A 20,783-nucleotide genomic window follows, 5' to 3' on the forward strand; every position below is an offset into this window, starting at 1 on the left:
CCAGCGCATAGGCGGCGTTGTGATGTCGCCTTGGGGGCCTCTGTCCGCACGAGACGCTTGGCGTGGCGTCGGAAACCTCATCACCGTCGACTCGGATGGTGATGAGGTTTCCAGAGCGCCACGCTCGTGTGGATCAGCCCCCTGGGGCGACAGCAGGCGCGGCGTCGACGATCTCTTGTGTGAAGCGGAAGACGGATGTGGGTGCGTCGGCGGGGAGGAAGGGGCTTTCTCCGATCGCCTCTCTTTCGGCGTACACACCGGATGTTCTCTTCAGCTGCTCGGACGCTTCGACAAGTGTGTCGGTGTTCACGACGAGACGGCGGACGGCGTCGTCGTTCTCGTATCGCAGTGTTGTGACGCCACCGGTGACCGATTCGATGTGGACGTTCTCGGAGAGGGCGATCGCCTGCAGGTAGAAAGACAGCTGCTGGGAGTCGATGGGCACGGGGCTGGTGAGTGCGGACTGCATGAGCTGAGAGAACACCTGCCCGATGGCGTCTTCTCGGGTTGCATCTTCTCCCAGGCCGGCGGCGAGGGCATCGAGGTACTCGCTGGGATCCGAACTGAGCACCCCTTCACCCTCGACGAGTGGTTTCCCATCCAAACCCGTCATCTCCGATGGTGTCGTTTTGGTCCGGGATGGATCGGTGGCTCCTTGCAGGTCGGAGCGGAGCCCTGAGTCGGTGGTCGTCGGTGGGCGAGGCGTGTCGATGATGTCGCGCCAGTTGCCGTAGGCCGCTCCGTAGTAGGAGTCCCATGCATCGTGGACGGCCTGCTTGTCGCCGTTCGCCTCGATCGGCTGGAACGAACTCGACTCGAGGATGATCGGCTGGGCGCCGTCTGCCGAGATGTACGACGAAGTGATCCACCGGGTGGTCATCGAACCGAGGGCGCCGGTGCGAACCCAATCGAAGGGCTCTGGTGATCCGGGCGGCTGCAGCATCTGGGTCTGCTCGAACGTGACCGTGGCCTTCCGCCACATTCCCGCGGGGATCGTGCTGTCGGCGAGCTGTGTTGCGACCCTGGTCACGATCTCATCCGCGGCCGCGGGCACGAAAGGAGCGGGAGGCGCGGCGTGATCCGCGACAGTTCCGACGGTGAGCACGCCGCTTGCGAGGACTGCGACTCCAGACAGCCCGAGTGCACCGCCGACTGCCCCGACCGTGAACCCGTAACGCCTGCGGTGCCGGCGTCGGGCTTCTCGGGCGATCTCGCGCTGGAGTTGGACCCGTGATCCGGTCACGTCGGCGTCTTCGCCGTGTGGTGCGGTGTTCCATTCACGAACGCGATTCAAGATATCCATGACCGGCCTCTTTCCTGTCTTCTCTCGTGCTGATCTGTTCGCGGGCCGGGGCGAGAAGCCGCCGGACTCTATTGAGCCGGGACTTGACTGTCCCGACGGGGATCGATTGTGCTGCTGCGACCTCCTCGTATCCGAGGTCGCCCCAGGCGTAAAGGAGCAGCGTGTCGCGATCCCGTGATGACAGCGCCGCGATCAGCGGTGCGATCCGCTGCAGATCCGCCTGCGCGTCCAGCTGATCCGCGAGTAGCTCCGTCGGTGATTCTTGTGCCATACCTATGTCCTGGTGCAGAGCGACGAGGAGTGCGCGGAGGTGTTTCGCCTCACGTTCGCGGTGGCGGTGCATCACCTTTGTCGCGATGCCGAGTAGCCACGGGCGAGCCGGATCGGCATCGCTCCGGAAGGTCTTGCGCTTGCGGAAGGCGATCAGGAACGTCTCGCTCACAATGTCGTCTGCGGCGTCCGACCCGACCCGCCGGAACGCATACGCACGCACTCGCTGGGCGTGTCTCTCGAACAGCTCGGAGAACATGGACGCCTCACGGACCGAGCCGCGGATGATCTCTCTATCGGTCTTCACAAGAGGTATTCCCGATCGTTCTGGTTCTTGTTCACGACGGCGACCAGGCCTGAGGTCGGCGAAGGATGGCACACACGATGGTTGCCGCCTCCGGTACTCGACGGACCGGTGTCACGATGCCCGTGTACACGCAGCGAGACGTTCAGACAGAGTACGCACGATCGGCGTGTCCATGTCTTGCGGGGAGGGAGTGATTCTCGGATGGGGGTTCCGCACAACGGTTGGGGAGATCACCAACGATGCAACGGGCGTGCGCGGGTTCTGATCGCCGGGCGCCGAAGAGATGCGGCCGCCTCTTCGCCAGCGGGCGGGCGCATCGTCTCCCCGGTGCTAGCGTTTCGAACATGCCCGCTTCGAGGACTCGCCAGGAAGAGGTGTATCGTCTGCTCCGGGCGGACATTCTGTCGGGCCGCGTTCAGCCGGGCGAGCGTCTGGCCTTCGCCGCACTCTGCGATCGTTTTTCCGTGAGCGTCGGTGCTGTGCGTGAGGCTTTGCAGCGCCTCGCCGAGCAGTCGCTCGTTCGTTCGGAGCCGCAACGTGGCTTCGTCGTCATGCCTCTCAGTGAAGCCGATCTGCGCGACCTCACCGAGGCGCGCGTCCACATCGAGACGCTGACGTTGCGCCAGGCGATCCGTGACGGCGACCTCGACTGGGAGGGTCGCCTCGTCGCGGTGCACCACCGCCTCGCAGTGACGCCGGTGTATGCCCCCGGACATCCTGATCGGCTGAGCGAGGCCTGGGCGGAGGTGCACAACGAGTTTCACGGAGTACTCCTCGCGGGATGCCGCAACCCGCGACTCACCGAGATCGCGAACCACCTGCGGGCATCAGCGGAACTCTACCGCCGGTGGTCGGTGCCGCTGTCCGATCGCACGCATCCTCGGGACATTCCCGCTGAACACGCGGCGATCGTGGACGCCGTGCTGGCGCGCGACGCTGAACTCGCCAGCCGTCGACTCGCCGAGCACATCGAGACCACGACGCGCTTGCTGCTGGAGTCGGGCCGCCTCTCGGTCTGAACCTCCGACCATCTCCGGGAAGGTGGCCGACGGTGGGATCCGACCACCGGCTCGCGGGGCATGGGGGCCGGAAGCGTCCCGCGCGCCGGCGCGAGCGCGGTGTCGCGGAGCGCTCCCGGCAGAATTTAGAAATTCATTGAGTATTTCGAAAGTTAGTGGCAAGCTGGGCCAAAGCATGACGGAGTGCTGTTCGCGCGAGCGGGTCGCACACCGCGGTCGCTACGCATGAGGAGACGAAGATGTCACAGAAGATGCCGTGCGCGCAGATTCCCTTCGCGATCGTCGACGAGGCCTGCGCATGACGCCGGAAGAGGTCGCGACCGATGTGCTCATCGTCGGCGCCGGACCGGCGGGGCTCACCCTCGCGGCCCTGCTCGCCCGATACGGAATCGATGCCATCACGGTGTCGAAGTTCGCCGGTACCGCCCGCACTCCCCGCGCCCACATCACCAACCAGCGTGCGATGGAGGTCTATCGCGATCTGAAGATCGAAGACGAGGTGAACCGGATCGCCACCCCGAGCGAGCTCATGTCGAACAACGTCTGGGCGACCAGCTTCGCGGGCACGGAGATCGCACGCCTGCAGACGTGGGGCACGAGCATCGAGCGGCAGGCCGACTACGACGCGGTGAGTCCGAGCCGGATGTGCAACGCGCCGCAGCATCGGCTGGAACCCGTGCTGCGCGCGTCAGCAGAAGAACACGGCGCGGACCTGCGCTTCGGGGTCGAGCTCATCGAGATCACCCAGGCTGAGCACGGGGTGCGCGCAGTGGTGCGCGATGAGAGCGGCGTCGAGACGCTGATCCGCGCGCAGTACGTGGTCGGCGCCGATGGGGCGCGGAGCACGGTGGGGGAACAGCTCGGCTTCAGATTCTCGGGAGAGAGCGGGCTGGGGGCTGCGCTCAACATCTTCTTGGAGGCTGACCTCTCCGAGTACTGCGCGCACCGTCCCGGCGTGCTCTATTGGATGACCCAGCCGGGCAACAACTACTGGGTGGGCTCGGGCACCTGGATCTGCGTGACACCTTTCCGAGAATGGGTGAACCTCTCGATGTACGACCCCGCGGAAGGCGAACCCGACCTCAGCGAGAGCGCGCTCATCGAGCGCGTGCGCTCGACCATCGGCGATGACACCGTCGACGTGACGATCAAGTCGGTGTCGAAGTGGCAGATCAATCACGTCGTCGCCGAGAGCTATCAGCGCGGCCGGGCTTTCCTCGTCGGAGACGCCGCCCACCGGCACCCACCTGCCGGGGGCCTCGGCTCGAACACCTCGGTGCAGGACTCTTTCAGCCTCGCCTGGCGCCTTGCATACGTGATCCGCGGGCTCGCAGGTCCCGAGCTCCTCGCCACGTATGACGCCGAGCGGCAGCCGATCGGTCGGAAGGTCGTCGACCGCGCGATCGAGAGTGTGGGCAACATGGGCCCGATCGCTGACGCGCTGGGCTTCGCCCCCGGTCAGTCGATCGCCGAGGGATGGGACAACCTCGAGGATCTCTTCTCGGCCACTCCCCACGGCGCCGATCGCCGAGCTGCACTCGAGGCCGCGATCGAACTTCAGCACTACCAGTTCAACGCGCACGGTTTCGAGTTCGACTTGCGATACGAGTCGGCGGCCGTCGTCGACGACGGCACGGATTGGCCGCGAAACGAGCGGGACCCGGCGCTCTACGCGACTCCCTCCACCCATCCGGGCGCGCCGCTCGCGCATGCGCGGGTCCAGCGCGACTCCGCGCTGCTGTCGACGATCGACCTCGTCGGCGACGGCGTGTTCACGCTCGTCACCGGCATCGCAGATGGAGCGTGGCGCGAAGCCGCCGCGACGGTGAGCGACGAGCTCGGTGTCGTCATCCGCGTCGCTCAGGTGGCCGTGCGAGGGGAGTACGACGACGTCTACGGCGACTGGGCGAGGGTTCGCGGCGTGAGTGACGCCGGTGCGCTGCTCGTGCGCCCCGATCGCGTCGTCTCGTGGCGTGCGACCGAGGAGCCCGAGGACGCGGTCACTGCTCTGCGTACCGCGCTCGGAGCCGTGCTCGCGCGCGCCTGACCCGCAGTCACCAGCACTTCGCCAGAACGAACCGAGAGGACGAACCATGAGCGCAAAAGGCGCCGTTTCAGAGATCGGCTACGTGTCGATGCGCACGCGAGACCTGTCTGCCTCGATCGCCAACGCCGTCGATGTCTTCGGTCTCGCGGTGACCGATTCGAATGCCCAGAAGGCGTTCATCACCGCCCAGAACAAGCACCACGAACTGATCTACGCGCAAGCCGATGAGGATGCGCTCGACCACACCGGCTTGGTGGTCGAGAACCGGATGGAGCTCGAGGCCATCCGCGAGAAGGTCGATCGCGGCGGATATCGGATCGTCTCCGAGCACCCGATCGAGGACCACATCGAGGAGGGCTTCGCCTTCGTCGGGCCCGAAGGGTTCACCTGGCAGATCTATACCGAGAGCATCGACTACTCGATGCTCAAGCGAGGATCGCTCGCGCCGGATCGCCTGGGGCACACGAACATCCAGGTGAGGGACTCGAAGGCGCAACGCGACTTCCTGGGCGAGGTGTTCGATTTCGTCGTCTCCGACAACATCGGCGACGAGAACTTCTTCATGCGCTGCAACAACGACCACCACGGCATCGCGGTCTTCAAATCCACCCGCGCTGCGATGCACCATCACGCATGGCAGGCTGGCAACATCATGGATCTCGCCCGTCTCGGCGACCGGCTCGCCCGTCGCGGATCGCGCCTCGCCTGGGGGCCGGTGCGCCACGGCGCGGGCGACAACGTCGCGGTCTACTACGTCGAACCCAACGGCGCGGTGATCGAGTACTACTGCGATATGGAGACCATCCGCGACAAGGAGCGACCCGAGCGTCGGTTCGATGCCGACGATCTCTACTGGATCAATCAGTGGGATGGTCAGGTGCCGCCCGGCATCCTCGACCACGGTGTCGTCCCCATAGAGCGATGATCCGAAACGCACACGGACACTCCCCGACCCTGAGTTCACCATCAAAGGAATCACATATGCGTCTTGCAAACCTTGACGGCCGAGCTGTCATCCTCACAGACGATGCCAGCGGCTTCGACGTCTTCGACGCCAGCTCGGGCCGATTCGGTCCGAGCATTCAGGACGTCTACGAAAAGTGGGAGGCATTCTCGGAGTGGGGGTCTGAGGCCTCCGGACCTGCGATCGCGATCGAGGAGTCGAAACTCGGCCCGGTCTCACCACGCCCCTTCCAGGCGTTCGGAATCGGCTTGAACTACGACGAGCATGTCGCGGAGAGCGGTTTCGGCCGGCCGGAGAAGCTTCCCCCCGTCTTCCCGAAGTTCCAGTCGTCCATCTCGGGACCCTTTGAGACCGTCGAGCTGGTGCCGGGAGGCCGCACCGACTGGGAGGCCGAGCTCGTCGTCGTGATCGGACGCACGGCGCACCGCATCGCGGAAGGATCCGGCTGGGATCACGTGGCAGGCGTGACGGTCGGACAGGATCTCTCGGAACGGACGACCCAGCTCGACGGTCCGGCACCGCAGTTCGGTCTCGGGAAGTCCTTCCCCGGCTACTCCCCTCAGGGTCCCTGGCTGGTGACCCCCGACGAACTGCCCGACCGCGACGACCTCGCGATCTTCTGCGAACTCGATGGCGAGCGGGTGCAGGACGGCCGTACGAGCCAGATGATCTTCGACGTGGCGACGCTCGTCGAGCGGCTCTCCGGAATCGTGACGCTGCATCCGGGCGATGTGATCTACTCGGGCACGCCCTCCGGGGTGGGCTTCGTGCGCGAGCCCGCACGCCTCATCCGACCCGGTGAGACGCTCGTCACCACCATTGAGGGAGTCGGCACCATTCGCCAGGTTTTCGTCGGCTGAATGCGGAACCATGACAGACGATCAGAAGAAGGCGATCGTCCTGGAGTACTTCAGCGTCGTCGTCAGCGACACGACTGTCGCGTGTGAGGGGATGACGCGCGGAGCGCACAAGGATGGCACATGGGCTACCGGTGATTCGGAATGGGGCACTGGTCGCGTCTGCGAGGTCTGGGATTTCCAGATCCAGCGCTTCCACATCTATCTTGATCGCGACTACGCCGGTCTTGAAGCGCCCTGGGTTTGATGGAGACTCGCGCTATTTGATTCCCACCAGCTGATCTGCGGTGGTTTGGTCAGCATAGAACGTCTGCTCGAACTCGGCCGGCGGGAGTCGCCGAGGTAGCCGTGGAGTCGTTGCATGTTGTGCCAGTGCACCCACCCGAGGGGCGCGAGCTCGACGGTTCTCCAGGCGCCCGGGCGTGCGGGTCCACGGACGATTTCGGTCGTGTAGTAGCCGTTGACGGTCTCGGCGAGGGCATTGTCATAGCTATCGCCGACGGCCCCGATCGACGGTGTCGCGCCGATCTCAGCGAGTCGTTCGCCGTAGCGAATGGACGTAAATTGACTGCCCGCATCCGAGTGACAGCGGAGATCCTCATGATGACGGCCCCTCGACCAGCGAGCCATCTCGATCGCGTCGAGGACCATGGCGGTGCGCATGTGTGACGCGCACCGCCATCCGACGATCATCCGGGAGTACGCGTCGATGATGAAGCAGACCTAGGCGACGCCCGCCCAGGTCGGCATGAACGTCAGATCTGTGACCCAGCGCCGGTTCGGGGCCGTCGCACTGAACTCCCGCTTCACCAGGTCAGGGTGCCTCGCGGCCGTGGGACCGGGGCGAGTTGTCTTCACTCGTTTGCTTCGGGTCGCGCTCTCGATACCGGCAGCACGCATGAGCCGGCCGATCTGGTCCCGGCCGATATCGATCCCGTTGCGGCGGGCGGTCTTCCAGAGCGTCACTAGTTCCAGGGTGAGGACCGCGTCGCTCACGGCCCGCGCTGACGGGCACGGTTCTTCGCGGCGCAGTACGTGCTCGGAGCCACCTGCAACAGGCTGCAGATGGCTCGACTCCGAGCGGGCGATCTTCGACGACGTCGGTCTTGTTCGCGTCGATGAACGCGACTACTTCCAGTGTTGGCGGTCGAGCTCCGCCCCGAAGAAAGACGCGGCCCTCTTCAGAATTTCGTTCGCCCGCCGCAACTCACGCACTTCTTGCTCGAGCTCCCGCACCCGGCGAGCCTCCGCGGTGCTCACGCCGGCGACGTGGCCGTCATCAACGTCGGCTTGCTTGGCCACATCCGGGCCGACTCGACCCCGTAACCGAGCTGTGACGCGGCCCGATGGACCGTTCCATGCTCCGTCCCGAGCTCCGCTCGCAGAGTCCGTACCATCTGAACCGCCGCAGCCTTCTCCTCCGGAGAATACCGACGTGCCGTCGGCTTCCCAGATCCCTGATTCGACACCATGACTCCATCCTCGTTTTCAAGGTCAAGAGCCTCCAACAAACTCAGGGCGCTTCACTTGACACCGCTCGCTACCCTTGGCTGCCGAGTGAGCTGTTCCCAATGCTCGCGCTTCGTGGACATGGCTCCCGGCGGCAACTTCAACTGTGCGCCTGTCCGGAACCGCACTCGGACGAACGGAAGGGGTATCACGGGTCGAGTCGGGGAAATCGTGATGAACAGGTTACCCACTGGATCATCGTCTCGCGTCCGCGGGATCGACGATGGCTCGGAAGGGGAGGTTCTCCCCGTCGTCAGGAGGTCCACGCCGAGCGCAGAACGGGGCCGAGTGCCGCGCATGGTGGCGGTCTCGTCCGGCCATGCATGAGGTGAAGGTACAGATTGTCGGCGTTGTTGGTCGTCGGTCCGCAGAACTGCCGGGGCTCGAGTCCTGCTCGAGCACCGATCACGCTGTCGCGTTGTGTACGCATCCAGCCGGCGATCTCGTGGGGCGTCGTCTCCTCTTCCAGCGGTAGAGCGCCCGTGCTGCCGGCCCCACGTTCAGGAGGCGAAGGTCTACTGCCTCAAGGAGAACGGACTCGACGTCGGCTTCTGCGACACGTTGAGCCTCGCTCGTGTTGGCGGGTAGTCGTCGAGCTGTGCGGGCGTTCGGACGGACGGACGGACGGAGTATCGATCGTTCGGACCCCCCCCCGGCGCTCGGGCGGGAGCGATAGCCGTGACGAGACGCGGATGGGATGAACAGTGAAACGACCGTCTGCGGCGGGGCATCGCCGTCTTCCTGGCTCTGGCGCTTTCCGCGTGTGCTCCCGCACCACCGCCACCAGCCATCGCAGCGAACGACATCGCGATGACCGTTGATCTAGCCTCGCAAAGGCTTACAGCGTACAGGTGGGTACGCGCGGTGGGGTACGGGGGCTTCACCTTACTGCGCGCGACGCAAACGGTCTGTGCTGAACCCTCTTGACAGGTCCTCTACTGAGTGGGACGCTGTGGTTCAGAATCAATATGCACGAGGAACGCACACCCCACGGCCGTTTTTCTCGTGTCGGCAACTTTTGATTTGTTGTGTCTTGTCGGTCGAGCAACTCAGACGGCGAGGCCGAAGGGCCGGTCACTCCCCAGGGCGATCGGCCCCGGCCTTGCACCGGTGGACCTTCGGCCCTCGGCGGGTGGCCTGCGTTCCGACGTTCGGCATTTGCGACGCAGACAGGTTGGCTCGGGTGGTCTTCAGCAATCCGGGGGCTTCGGTGGCTCGACTGAATCGTTGACCCGCGCTTGCGTGCATGTCGTGTTTTGATCGCTGCGACGTGGATTGGGCGGCGGCGTCCTTCGGTCATAGGCGAAGCTGCGATCGGAGATGCGCGCTCATTGGGCTCTATCGGTTGTGTCCGACGGTTCCTCCCGTGCCTGGCGGACACCCTCCTGGCGGATGTGTCATAACGTTCATTGAAACTGATGCCGGTCACAGATCTTTGTGATCGTCGGAGGACATGATGCGACGGGTTCAGAAATAGAGGGGCGGAACCACTGTGGGTAACCCGCCCCTCTACCGGCCTCGCCGGCGGAGCAGCCTGAGCTGCAAGCGGGGCCTCACCTCGGCGTAAGGGGGGAGATCCTAGCCGAGGCAGTTTCTGTACGAGCGCTCCACTCCTGGCGTGGCTACGGATGAACCTCGTAGGTCGGGATTCTCGGGCTGGCACGCGGCCAGCCCGAGACCATCACGTGTTGTGCATCCTCAACCCGAATCGGAGCACAAAATGATGACACTAGCCCCCACCGGTGTCATCATTTGATGACACCTATTTGTACCATCATCGTGCAGCGACACTACCACTGGAGGGCTAGTGTCGATCGTTTCCTTGCGCGTCAGCCCGATGTTGATGCGAGGGGCTCGAGGAACATTGTTTGCGCGACGCGTCTGAGGTATGACTCCAGAGCGTGGCGGGACATGCTTGCGAGTGGTTCGTATTCGAAGAGGAGGCGATTCAAGGCTGTGCCCATGACCATGGCCGACCATATGGATGCACGTTCATCGACGTGATCGATTGCGTACTGTCGCAGTACGGGTAACACGTTGCCGTAGTAGTTGTCCTTGAAGCGGCATCGGGCTGCTTCGTTGGTTGCGCTTGCCCGGAGCAACGAGAGCGCCGTTGGCTGATCTTCCCACGTTCGAAAGCAGGTCGAGATGAGGTCATCCACCCAGTCCTCGCCTGCGCTCGGACCGTCGCCAAACTGCGTTATTAAGGTCGTGACCTCGATGAACAGTCCCTGTTTGCCGCCAAAGTAGCGACGGATCAGGGCTTGGTCGTGACCGGCGAGTTCCGCGATTGCTCGCGTCGTCGTCCGTTCGTACCCGTTTCGGGCGAATAGCTCGCGGGCCGCGGAGAGGAACGCCTCTCGGCTGTTGGGCCACCGGGGGTACTACGGGAAGCGGGACACTCAACGTCGTCGGTGGGGCCTTCGTGCAGAGCCCCGTACTGCCCCTTGGGGCGACGGTTCATCTTGAAGAAGTGACCCCGACTCCGATTCCTGGAACGAACTGGGCGACGCCGACGCTGAGCCGTAACGACTTCCAGGTCACCGCGGGCGGCACGATCAATGTCATCCTTACCAACACGCTCGCTCGTGAGACGGGCGTGGTTACGTGGGAGAAGACGGATGCGGTTGGTGGTGCCGCGTTGGCGGGTTCGGTGTGGGAGCTGGTGGGGCCTGCGGGCACGGTTTCGGTGACGGACAATGCCGCTGGCGATGCGGATCCTGCGGTTGGTGCTTTCCAGGTCGTGGGTCTCGGATGGGGGGGGATTACACCCTCACGGAGGTGACTGCTCCTGCGGGATATGTTCTCGATACCAGTGCGCACACGTTTGTAGTGGGTGCGACCGCGTTGACGGTCGATCTCGCGCAGATCACGAACGCTCGTGAGACGGGCGTGGTGCCGCCGCCTCCGTCGACGAACTCAGGTGGGATGGCTACCGGCATGACGCCGCTCGCGATCACCGGGGGTGGGCTGCCAATTGGGCTAACGCTCGTCGCCACGGTTCTCAGTGCAATCGGGATTGGGATCTTCGTAGCGTCACGGCATCGTAGACACCGGGATGAGCAACTCCTCGAACCGTCGTCAGACTAGGGCGGACACCAGGCAAACACTCGAAGGGGTGGATTCACACTTTGTGAATCCACCCCTTCAAGTGTTTTGAAGTGGCGGCGGCGCTGGCGAGGCAGGCTCAGAGGATGATGTCCGTGCGTGTTCCGGCGCTGCCGACGGGAGAGTGGGAGCATTGGCGGAACGCGGCGTTCGGCCATGCTGACATCGAGTAAAACGTTGCAAGCCTGACGTGACGATCCCCCGAGAGGCGTGGTGGGCTGGCTGTTGGCAGAAGCTGCGTAACGAGGGTAAGTCGACTCTTCACAATCGAGGATGCAATTGCGGCCTGAATCCTTCGAGCTGGGTATGGAGGAAGGCGCCACCGTCGCCATGAGCCAGATCGCCGCCGAGCTCCCACCCTGACGCAAGATTGTTGTCACTGTTGGTCACCTATCCCGACGCCGCGTTCCGAGACCACGTGCGGCTGGAGTCGCTGATCGGCTGAGAGTCGGCTCCGTCGAGAGCACATGAAGGGCACTCTGCGCGGGTTCGGTTCCGGGGCGAGGCGTCAGGCGCGCAGGCCGGTCAGCAGCATGGTGAGGTAGCGGTGGGCGGTCCGGACCCGGCTGTCGCGATCGGCACGGCGATGGACGTCGTGCGCGGTGACCGCGAAGGCGATCCCGCACATCAGCGGAATCACGTCCTCGCTGGTCAGATCGGACCGGACGGCACGCGACCGCCGAGCGCGGTCAAGCAACTGCCCGGCGAGCGGGCCCAAAGTCGCCTTCAACTCGACCGTGCGCGGCAGAACGTTCACTAGAGCCGCATTCACCGTCGACAACGCCGGATTGTTGACCTGCGCCTCGATCGTGTGCCCGAGGAAGTCCGCGAGGGACTGCCACGGATCTTCGTTGTCGAGGGCTCGTTTCGCATGGCCGATCAGGGATTCCAGACTCGGGGTGGCCAGCTCCTCGATCAGCGCCTCGACCGACGGGAAGTTGCGGTACACGGTCGCGACACCGACCCCGGCGAGCCGAGCGACCTCGTTGAGCTGCACCGCGGAGCCGTCGTCGACCAGGCCCCGGGCAACATCGACGATCCGCTTCCGGTTGCGGGTGGCGTCGCGGCGAGTGGGTTCGGCGTTCACTCCAGCAGTGTAACTGGATAGCTCATCCGGAACGCGCTACGGTGAAAGGGATACATCATCCGTTCCCGATGGGAGTTCTCGTGGTCAGTCTGCGCAGCCGCCTATTGACGGGCGCCGTCCGGCTCGTCCGGCTGCGGGACACCCAGTTCGACCCCGCCCGATTCCGGACGAGGCCGGCGCCGGATCCGAGGCGGTACCGACCGCCGGGTCGACTTCGACGTCGAGTGCATATGGACCAGACGATCTTCGATTCCTGGCCGGTCTATACCCTCACCCCCGCAGCCGTCCGGGGCGGACACGTGCTGTTCCTGCATGGCGGCGCCTTCGCCGCCGAGATCCAGCACGCACATTGGAGCTTCGCGGCACGACTGGCCGAGCGAACGGGGCGGATCGTCACGGTGCCGATCTACCCCCTGGTTCCGAACGCGACCCATCTCGACGTCCAACCGGTGCTGCGGCGGCTGTTCTCCACCCTGGCCCGGTCGGACGGCACCGCGGTCGTCGGGGACTCCGCCGGTGCCGCACTCGCCGTCGGTCTGGTCGCCGGGCTGACCCAGGACGATCCCCGTCCGGACCGGGTCGTGCTGCTCAGCCCATTGATCGATCTGACCTTGACCAACCCCCGTATCGACCAGGTCGCACCGCGCGATCCCTTGCTGCGCGCGGACCACCTGCGCGAGCTCTCGCAGCTCTACGCCGGCGAACTGGGGCTGTCAGCCCCGCAGGTGAACCCGATCGACGCGCCCCTGAATGATCTTGGACCGGTCGAGGTGTTCACCGGGACCCGCGACCTGCTGAATCCCGATGCCCACCTTTTCCACGACCGGGCGAACTCCGAGACCGGCACGGTCGTCACGGTGCACGAGTATCCCGATCTCGTTCACGACTGGATGCTGCTGCCGATCCCCGAGGCTGAGGACGTCCTGCGCACCCTTACCGAGCTGCTGACCCGAACGCCGTCCTGAGGAGGACACCGTGGCCAACACCCCTGCCCCGCGCCACCCCCTGCCCATGGTGGAGAATGTGCCGCACCTTCCGGCCGGCTTCACCGCGATGTTCACGAGCCGCTTCGTCGAACTGCACGGCCTTACCCTGCATGCCATCGTCGGCGACGGGCCACAATTGCTGCTCCTGCCAGCCTGGCCACAACTCTGGTACGGCTGGCGCCAGGTGATGCCGACGCTTGGCCGAGAACTTCACCGTGGTGGCCGCCGATCTTCGTGGTGTCGGCGCGAGCGACAAGCCGCCGACCGGCTACGACGCCGCCACCCTGGCCGACGACATGGCCGGGCTGATGACCCAGCTCGGCCATGATGACTTCGCGGTGGCGGGATACGACCTCGGAATGATCGTGGGCTACGCCCTGGCAGCCGGTCACCGAGACCGGGTGACCCGCCTTGCCGTCGCCGAGGGGCTGTAGTGATCGCGGCCTTCGCATCCCTGACTAGGAGGGGAGAAGTGAGGCCGATACCGAGACCGATGCGATCGGACAAACAGCGAACGCGGTGTGCTGCAGGCATCAGGAAGCGTTCGCCGTGCGGAGGAGCTCCATCGCCGCAGCGACCGCTCGCACCTGCTCCTCGCCGAGGACTTCGAAGACGTGTTGTCGATTGATGTCCGCGATGAGGCATCGGATTTCCGCCGCCATCTCCGCCCCGGCGGGCGTCAGCTCGAGGTAGACCATCCGGCGATCCTCAGGGATCGTGGTGCGGGTGACGAGCCCTCGTGCCACCAGTCGGTCCGCCACCTTCGTGTATCCACCGGAGGTGAAGCTTGCGCTCCTCGCCAATGCCGCCATGGAGGAGCGGCGGTCGGGATCGCTGCCGAGGAGGACCATCGAGTCGACCTCGGCCTCGTTCAGGGAGAACGCCGCTCTGAGCGCTCCGTGAAGCCGCTTGTTGGTCAGCTCGACGCCTTTGAAGATCGTCCCCCACAGCTCGATCGAGTCGGCGTCTGTCACGGTGACCGGATTCGGCGCGGACATCAGCCGACCTCTCTGCGATTCCGGTGGAAGGCGTCGTCAGGAGCAACCCGCCCCGCGGACCGGGCTACCGATATCTTACCTCTGTGGCGCCCGCAGGTTCGCGGAGAACGCGACGGCCGCGAGCGCCACGACGCCGGCGACGACGATCACCGTCGCGGTCTGGAGCGTGATGATCGGGGCCAGGACGCCGATGGTGAGAACCGGGATGGCGAGACCACTCTGAGCGGCGATGAAGTACGCCGCGACGGACCTGGCGTGGGTCTCGTGCGGCACGGCGTCGACCAGTTGGGCGAGCCCTCCCATGAATGCCATCCCTGCGCCGACTCCGCCTGTGATCGTGCCGAGCGAGAAGGCCAGGAGATTCGTCGCCAGCAGTCCCGAGAGCACCAGCCCTAGGGATGCCGCCAGCAGCGGGAGCCCAACCAGCACGAGCGTACGGCTCTCTCGCCCCCGGAAGATGAGCTGTGCGACGGTCCCGACCACGAACAGCACGAACGTGGCGGCGCCGGCGATCGCGAGGTTGTCGATGTGAAGAGAATCGTGGATGAAGCGCGGCGTCAAGCTGGAGAACAATCCGAGCAGTGTGAACGTGGGAACGACGACGAGGACGGATCGCACGTAGACTCCTCGCGCCGTTCTCGGAACCCCCACGCGCGGCGTCCAATCCACTCGATGTCCTGGTGTGCGTGGATTCGTCTCCGGGATGAGCAGCGTGAGGACCATCGCCACGACGAGCAGCGCCAGGAAGAAGACGAAGACAAGGACGAGCGGGTGCGGCAGATACTGGGCGCTGCGCGTCGTCCGCACGACGGTCGTCTTCGCCGGAATTGTTGGCTACGTGCCGGGCGTCGCCATGGCCTCGAGCGGCAGCGGCATCGGCCTCGTCGTTGAGTAACGTCTGCGCGCCGTCGACGCCGGAGCATCCGACCAGGGACGCGCATCGTGCGTCGCGCACAACAGTACGTTTCCGACAACCGGGGAGCTGGTGCGCACTGTCGGGGCGGCGCTACACAATTGGCCTACGCTGGAGGGGGCGAAGATCGGCCTCCTATCGATCCGTCTTTGGGGGACGAATGCGGTTGTCGGTCATTGGCTGCGGCTATCTCGGTGCCGTGCATGCAGCGGTGATGGCGTCTTTGGGACACGAGGTGATCGGCGTCGACATTGACTCGTCACAGATCGAGTCCCTCGCCGGGGGACGCGCGCCTTTCTATGAGCCCGGGTTGAAGGTCCTTCTCGAAGAAGGACATGCCTCGGGACTACTGTCTTTCACTACCGACATCGCTGCCGTCGAAGGAGCACGCATTCACTTCGTGTGCGTCGGCACTCCGCAGCAGGACGGGACCAACGCCGCCGACCTGCGATATCTGCACAGAGCAATCGACGATCTGATCCCTCACGTGAACCCGGGTGATGTCGTCGTCGGACGATCTACTGTGCCGGTCGGGACTGCCTCTTCTCTCGCGGAGCGGTTGTCCGTTCTCGGGGTGTCCCTCTTGTGGAACCCGGAGTTCTTGCGAGAAGGGCACGCGGTGGACGACACGCTTGCACCGGATCGCATCGTGATCGGCGCCCCAGCGACTACGGCCGGGCAAGCGGGGATCCGCACTCTACGCGAGGCATATGAGCGACTGCTCGCAGCTGACGTCCCGCTCGTCCTCACGGGACTTGAGACTGCAGAACTTGCGAAAGTGGCAGCAAACGCGTTTCTCGCGACAAAGATCTCATTCGCCAACGCAATGGCTGAGATCGCCGACGCGACCGGCGCTGACGTCGTCACCTTGGCAGACGCAATGGGGCACGATATCAGAATCGGACGGAAAAACCTGAATGCGGGCATCGGTTTTGGAGGCGGCTGCCTACCGAAAGATCTGCGCGCACTGGCCGCGCGGGCGTCGGAGTTGAAGGCCACCGTGGTGGAGCGTTTTCTTCTCAATGTGGATGAGATAAACCTTCGCGCGCGGACTCGGTTGGTCGACATTGTGGTCGATGAGCTGGGGGGCAGCGTCCAGGGACGGCGCATCTGCATTCTCGGGGCCGCCTTCAAACCTCAAAGCGATGACGTGCGCGATTCTCCGGCGCTCGAGGTCGCCCATCACTTGCGTCGGCGGGGCGCCGTCGTCGTCGTCACCGACCCCGCAGCTGTCGAGAATGCTCGTCGCCATCATCCTGAGCTGAGGATCGTCGAAGAGGTTGACGACGCTCTCGACGACGCAGAAGTGATCCTCGTGCTCACCGACTGGCCGCAGTTCTCTCAGGAGCTGTCGCCGAAGTCCGTCATGGAGCGCACGCCCGCGAGGACGATCATCGATGGGCGCAACTGCCTGACCGCGCACGAATGGATCGATGCCGGATGGCGGTACGCAGCGGTCGGCCGCTGAAGTCGGGATTGGCTTAGAGCGCCGACTCCATCAGCAGCCCGCCGTCGAGTACCCAGCGTCTCGTGAAGCTCACGGCTTCGAGCATCCTCCTGTCGTGAGTCACGACGAGCATCGTTCCGTCGTAGGCGTCGAGAGCAGCCTCCAACTGCTCGATTGCCTCGAGGTCGAGATGGTTGGTCGGCTCGTCGAGCAGCAGCAGGTTCACGCCCATGGCCTGAAGCACTGCCATCGCTGCACGGGTCCGCTCTCCGAGGGAGAGTTCGCCGGTGCGGCGGCGGATATCCTCTGGGCCCAACTGGAACTTCGCAAGCAGCGTGCGCACCTCTCTGGCTTCCAAGCCGGGCAGCGTCTGCGACACGGCGCTGACCAGGTCGAGCTCCTCGGGGAGTGTCTGCCGCCGCTGATCGATGACGCCTACGGACAGCCCAGTCCCGAACGAGACTCGTCCCGAAGTTGGCACGACGGACCCGCGGAGGGCGTCGAACAGAGTGGATTTCCCTGACCCGTTCTCGCCTACAACGGCGATGCGATCGCCTCGACGGATCTCAGCGCGGATGGGGCCCAGCGTGAAGCCGAGCTCCCGCGTAACCACTACGTCATCCAAGGTCGCGAGCACCGTCGGTGGACGCAGCCCCGCTGCGATCGAGAATTGCAGGCTCCATTCTTTCCTCGGCTCCTCCACGACCTCCAGGCGCTCGACCTTCTGTTCTGCGATGCGCGCTTTGTGCGCCTGCTTCTCGGTGCCCTCAACGGCGGCCCTGCGTGCCATCTTGTCGGTGCTCTGGCTGCTGGTCCGTTGGCGACGAAGACCTTGGTTCACCCAGTCCCGCTGCGTCCGAGCTCTCGCCAGCAGATCGTCTTTAGTCCGGGTGTAGGACTCAAAGGCCTCGCGCCGTTGCGCGCGCCGGTGACCTCGCTCGTGGAGGAAGGCGTCGTATCCGCCGCCGTAGACGTTAACCTCGTCCTGTCCGCTGTCGATCTCGACCACACGATCGACGACGCGGCTCAGCAGCTCCCGGTCGTGGCTGACGAGGACGATGGCGCTCGTTGAGCCTGCGATGAACGCTTCAAGCAGGGTGAGCCCCGCCAGATCGAGGTCATTCGTCGGCTCATCGAGAAGGAAGAGATCGAACCTGCTCAGCATCAGACTCGCCAGCCGGATCCTGCTCCCCTCGCCACCGGAAAGCTCTGACATGTGCTCTGCGTGACGGCCTTCCATGCGCACGGCGCTCAGAGCCGGGCCGATCCGTGATTCGAAGTCAGACGCACCGGACGCTAAGAACCGATCGAGGGCATCCTCGTAACGATCGGCCGCGCCAATGACATCGGTTCCCAGCGCCGCGGCCGCCGTCTCGAGATCGTGTCGGGCCACGTCCACCCCTGTGCGACGCGCGAGGTAGTCTTCGATGCTCTCGTCGGCACTCCAGTCGGCGCTCTGCGCGAAGTATCCAATCCGTGCGTTGCGCCGAGAGTAGCTGATGCTTCCGCTCGACGGAGGGACCTCGCCGGCGAGGACTCGCAGAAGCGTCGACTTGCCCGCGCCGTTGGGGCCGATCACCCCGACAACCTCGCGGTCGTGAGCGCTCAGGTCCAGTCCCGCGAACAACTGCGTCTGCCCGTTGCCTACGGTTAGCCCGTGGGCGGTGACGGCCGCGTTCATGTCGTCTCCTCTCTCCGCTTCCTGCAGGTTCTCACGCCTGCAGGATCGACATCGATCGTTGCAGCAGCGGAATCTCTGCATCGCGCAACGAGAGCAGCGCATCGCGAGGAGAGAGAGTCCGCTGGTGACCGAGGTGTTCGATCCGCAATAGGTCGTTTCGAAGTCTGAGGCTCGCGCGCTGGAGTCTATTGAACTCCGGAAGTAGGTCGTCAAGCGCGGGGAACGTCGAGGCGAGGTGTTTCATCCGCGCCGCCATGAGTCGCTTGTGCTCCCACAGCACTTGGAGGTGCCGAATGTCGTATTCGATTGAGCCTCGAAGATAGCCGGCGAGGTAGTCGGCGAGCGGCTCGTAGGTCTCGACGCCATAGAAGCGCTCCATCGGGGCAGTCTCCATCGCGAAGTGCGTGGACGTGTTGAAACCTTCCACATACTCCCCCAGCGTCCTCACGACGAGCTCGACGTCGACACCGTACTCCGATCCGTCACGCGGCTTGTAGAGGATCATCGGGGTCTCGAAGTCGACATTCTCGTCGAGGCTGGCGCTCGCCGCCTCGAACTGCTCGACTGGTATCGCCAGCGAGGACAGCTGATAGCGCTCGTCGTATCCGAACGCTTGAATCGTGCCGGCGGCGGGATCGAATCCGTGGATGAGTACGTCGTGTGGATACATTTCCTCGCGGTGGTACCTCCGGCGCTCGACGTGCCACTCGTCCCACATGAGATAGACATACCATCCGTCCGCGACCGCATCGGCTATGTTCTGCAGGAGGCGAGGCCCCGCGAACCACTCGCGTCGGACGCGATGACTCGACAGCCAGGGGCTGCGCGCGTAGTCATTGAGGTAGAAGCAGAACGGTACGTGGCAGGCCTGGCCGCGCGGGTCATAGGCGAGTTGGATGTAGTTGCTGTAGAGCCACTGCTCCGACCCCGGTGACTGCGCGATGATCGAGAGGGGGAAAGCGTAGAACTGGTAGGCGTACGCGGCGGGTTTCGAGACTGGCAAAAGGGTCGGCTTAGGCATTCTCGACTCCTGCTGGGGAAGGTGCGTTCGGCGTCGAACGGAGGAACGCCTTGAGGTAGGGCAGCAACGGGACGGCGATCAAGGCGGCGACGACCACGGTGCCCACCAACGGGCCACCGGCGACCAGCGCTGGTCCGACCATCGTGCCGACGACGGCGGCGCTGTCGATTCCAGGCATGTACAACGCGAAGAACGGTCCGACTGAGCTCCCCGGGATCAGGCGCTGCACGTCGGCGAAGAAGGCCGTGGTGGCCATTGACTCGAACAGGCCGCCGAGAACGAGCAGGGTCATACTCAACGCCAAAGACGTGCTGAGCCCGACGCCCACGAGTGCAATCGCCTCAATAACGTTGCCGAGCACGTAGATAGGGCCGATCCACCGGACCGGGAGCCCGGCTCCGATCAGCCCTCCCACCACGGCCCCCAGAGCCATCGACCCGAGTAGCAGCGGCAGGGCGGCCGGGTTGTCCGGGAACGCGAACGTCGCCAGCGCGACCAGGATCATTCGCATCGCGCTCACGGCGACGGTGTAGAAGAGACCAGTGATCACGTACCCCTGCACCCGTGGCTGACGTACGATCGTCAGCCACGTGCGCGCGTTCTCTCGGGAGAAGAAGCGGCCAGCGGGCTCCAGCGCGACCTTCTTCAGCCTGGTGAGCAGCGCGGCGGCCGCGATCATCGCCACGGCCTCGGCGGTGAACAGCGTCTCGACCGATGCGACCGCTAGCACGATCGCGGCGACGAGCGGACCGAGCACCTGAGGAGCTCGCTCCGCGAAGACGATGAGGCCGTTCCCGCTCATAATTCTGTCGGGGGGCACTGTACCCGCCCGCAGGGCCATCATGGCCGGTCCGGCGCCCACCGCGGCGACGCCGTTCAACACCGACACGACGTTCAACTGCCACAGTTCCGTCGTCAGAGGAATGACGAGCGTCGTGAGTCCGGCGGCGACGATCGAGGCTGCGGCGACCCATCGTGCGTCGAAGCGTGACAGGATCCACGCCGCGACCCCACCGGCGAGGATCATCGGCACGAGACGGATCGCGACGGTCACGGCGAGCTCGCTGCCGAACCCGTACCGCTGCACGACGAGGATAGGTAGCGCGACCACCGTGATCGATGAGCCGAGGTTCATCACGAACATCGCGGTCACGAGCCGCAGGAACGACGGTGTCATGGTTGCACGGAGATCACCTACGTTGCCGCGCACACCGTTCCAGAGAAGCGAGAGAAATCGCACGTTGGGCCTTCTTGTCAGGGTTGCGG

At 64.8% G+C, this 20,783-nt stretch carries 19 protein-coding genes and 2 pseudogenes; 10 read left to right on the forward strand and 11 right to left on the reverse strand.

Annotation, left to right across the window (positions count from 1 at the left end; translation table 11 throughout):
- Positions 1–133 precede the first annotated feature (133 nt).
- Positions 134–1,303, reverse strand: a complete 1,170-nt coding sequence (locus CQ040_RS15800) for a hypothetical protein (protein WP_105596251.1) — start codon at positions 1,301–1,303, stop codon at positions 134–136.
- A complete protein-coding gene (locus CQ040_RS15805; RefSeq protein WP_105527816.1) occupies positions 1,278–1,880 on the reverse strand; it encodes an RNA polymerase sigma factor in 603 nt (200 codons plus the stop codon). The genes CQ040_RS15800 and CQ040_RS15805 overlap by 26 nt, the downstream gene beginning before the upstream one ends.
- Before the next feature lie 344 nt (positions 1,881–2,224).
- Between CQ040_RS15805 and CQ040_RS15810 the strand changes: the two genes are divergently transcribed.
- From CQ040_RS15810 to CQ040_RS15830, 5 genes are all read left to right on the forward strand, one after another.
- Positions 2,225–2,899 carry a GntR family transcriptional regulator gene (locus tag CQ040_RS15810; RefSeq protein WP_105527817.1) on the forward strand — a complete coding sequence of 225 codons (675 nt, stop codon included), beginning with the start codon at positions 2,225–2,227 and terminating at the stop codon, positions 2,897–2,899.
- Between the two features lie 256 nt (positions 2,900–3,155).
- On the forward strand, positions 3,156–4,946 hold the full coding sequence (locus CQ040_RS15815; protein ID WP_258131505.1) for an FAD-dependent monooxygenase: 1,791 nt from the start codon (positions 3,156–3,158) through the stop codon (positions 4,944–4,946).
- A 46-nt stretch (positions 4,947–4,992) separates the two neighbouring features.
- A complete protein-coding gene (locus tag CQ040_RS15820; RefSeq protein ID WP_105527819.1) occupies positions 4,993–5,871 on the forward strand; it encodes a VOC family protein in 879 nt (292 codons plus the stop codon).
- 56 nt (positions 5,872–5,927) lie between these two features.
- A complete protein-coding gene (locus tag CQ040_RS15825) occupies positions 5,928–6,770 on the forward strand; it encodes a fumarylacetoacetate hydrolase family protein (RefSeq protein WP_105527820.1) in 843 nt (280 codons plus the stop codon).
- Between the two features lie 10 nt (positions 6,771–6,780).
- Positions 6,781–7,014: a hypothetical protein gene (locus tag CQ040_RS15830; RefSeq protein WP_105527821.1), complete on the forward strand. Its 234-nt coding sequence runs from the start codon at positions 6,781–6,783 to the stop codon at positions 7,012–7,014.
- 12 nt (positions 7,015–7,026) lie between these two features.
- Here the strand turns inward: CQ040_RS15830 and CQ040_RS15835 are convergent.
- The 3 genes and pseudogenes from CQ040_RS15835 to CQ040_RS21260 form a co-directional block, all read right to left on the reverse strand.
- A pseudogene (locus CQ040_RS15835) lies at positions 7,027–8,239 on the reverse strand (IS3 family transposase).
- 1,866 nt (positions 8,240–10,105) lie between these two features.
- Positions 10,106–10,438: a hypothetical protein gene (locus tag CQ040_RS21255; protein ID WP_181157031.1), complete on the reverse strand. Its 333-nt coding sequence runs from the start codon at positions 10,436–10,438 to the stop codon at positions 10,106–10,108.
- 63 nt (positions 10,439–10,501) lie between these two features.
- A pseudogene (locus CQ040_RS21260) lies at positions 10,502–10,615 on the reverse strand (TetR family transcriptional regulator); the annotation flags it as partial.
- On the opposite strand from CQ040_RS21260, the gene CQ040_RS21265 reads away from it, so the two are divergent.
- On the forward strand, positions 10,567–11,061 hold the full coding sequence (locus CQ040_RS21265) for a DUF5979 domain-containing protein (RefSeq protein WP_219844739.1): 495 nt from the start codon (positions 10,567–10,569) through the stop codon (positions 11,059–11,061). The pseudogene CQ040_RS21260 and the gene CQ040_RS21265 sit on opposite strands and share 49 nt — an antisense overlap.
- Positions 11,031–11,366: a prealbumin-like fold domain-containing protein gene (locus CQ040_RS21270; RefSeq protein ID WP_105596252.1), complete on the forward strand. Its 336-nt coding sequence runs from the start codon at positions 11,031–11,033 to the stop codon at positions 11,364–11,366. The genes CQ040_RS21265 and CQ040_RS21270 overlap by 31 nt, the downstream gene beginning before the upstream one ends.
- Positions 11,367–11,892: 526 nt before the next feature.
- Here CQ040_RS21270 and CQ040_RS15845 read toward each other — a convergent pair.
- Positions 11,893–12,471: a TetR/AcrR family transcriptional regulator gene (locus tag CQ040_RS15845; RefSeq protein WP_105527822.1), complete on the reverse strand. Its 579-nt coding sequence runs from the start codon at positions 12,469–12,471 to the stop codon at positions 11,893–11,895.
- Between the two features lie 230 nt (positions 12,472–12,701).
- Here CQ040_RS15845 and CQ040_RS15850 point away from each other — a divergent pair, with 230 nt between their 5' ends.
- Together CQ040_RS15850 and CQ040_RS20885 are read left to right on the forward strand one after the other, a co-directional pair.
- A complete protein-coding gene (locus CQ040_RS15850) occupies positions 12,702–13,436 on the forward strand; it encodes an alpha/beta hydrolase fold domain-containing protein (RefSeq protein WP_181157027.1) in 735 nt (244 codons plus the stop codon).
- Positions 13,437–13,654: 218 nt separating this feature from the next.
- Positions 13,655–13,891 (forward strand): alpha/beta fold hydrolase, encoded by a 237-nt coding sequence (locus CQ040_RS20885; RefSeq protein ID WP_258131506.1) that lies wholly within the window; start codon positions 13,655–13,657, stop codon positions 13,889–13,891.
- A gap of 99 nt (positions 13,892–13,990) precedes the next feature.
- Here CQ040_RS20885 and CQ040_RS15860 read toward each other — a convergent pair whose 3' ends face one another.
- Positions 13,991–14,455, reverse strand: a complete 465-nt coding sequence (locus CQ040_RS15860; protein WP_105527824.1) for a MarR family winged helix-turn-helix transcriptional regulator — start codon at positions 14,453–14,455, stop codon at positions 13,991–13,993.
- A gap of 75 nt (positions 14,456–14,530) precedes the next feature.
- Positions 14,531–15,262, reverse strand: coding sequence for an MFS transporter (locus CQ040_RS15865; RefSeq protein ID WP_146113925.1), 732 nt, complete (start codon positions 15,260–15,262; stop codon positions 14,531–14,533).
- Positions 15,263–15,528: 266 nt separating this feature from the next.
- Here CQ040_RS15865 and CQ040_RS15875 point away from each other — a divergent pair, with 266 nt between their 5' ends.
- On the forward strand, positions 15,529–16,836 hold the full coding sequence (locus CQ040_RS15875) for a UDP-glucose/GDP-mannose dehydrogenase family protein (RefSeq protein WP_105527827.1): 1,308 nt from the start codon (positions 15,529–15,531) through the stop codon (positions 16,834–16,836).
- A gap of 13 nt (positions 16,837–16,849) precedes the next feature.
- Here the strand turns inward: CQ040_RS15875 and CQ040_RS15880 are convergent, their stop codons facing one another.
- The 3 genes from CQ040_RS15880 to CQ040_RS15890 are packed head-to-tail and all read right to left on the reverse strand — an operon-like array spanning position 16,850 to position 20,694.
- A complete protein-coding gene (locus tag CQ040_RS15880; RefSeq protein WP_105527828.1) occupies positions 16,850–18,496 on the reverse strand; it encodes an ABC-F family ATP-binding cassette domain-containing protein in 1,647 nt (548 codons plus the stop codon).
- Between the two features lie 31 nt (positions 18,497–18,527).
- The gene (locus CQ040_RS15885; RefSeq protein ID WP_105527829.1) at positions 18,528–19,517 is read right to left on the reverse strand and encodes a hypothetical protein; all 990 of its coding nucleotides are present in this window, start codon (positions 19,515–19,517) and stop codon (positions 18,528–18,530) included.
- Complete coding sequence (locus CQ040_RS15890; protein ID WP_146113926.1) at positions 19,510–20,694, reverse strand: MFS transporter; 1,185 nt, start codon at positions 20,692–20,694, stop codon at positions 19,510–19,512. The genes CQ040_RS15885 and CQ040_RS15890 overlap by 8 nt, the downstream gene beginning before the upstream one ends.
- Positions 20,695–20,783: the final 89 nt, after the last annotated feature.

It is taken from the genome of Microbacterium sp. MYb54 (genome assembly GCF_002979515.1).
Classification (GTDB): domain Bacteria; phylum Actinomycetota; class Actinomycetes; order Actinomycetales; family Microbacteriaceae; genus Microbacterium.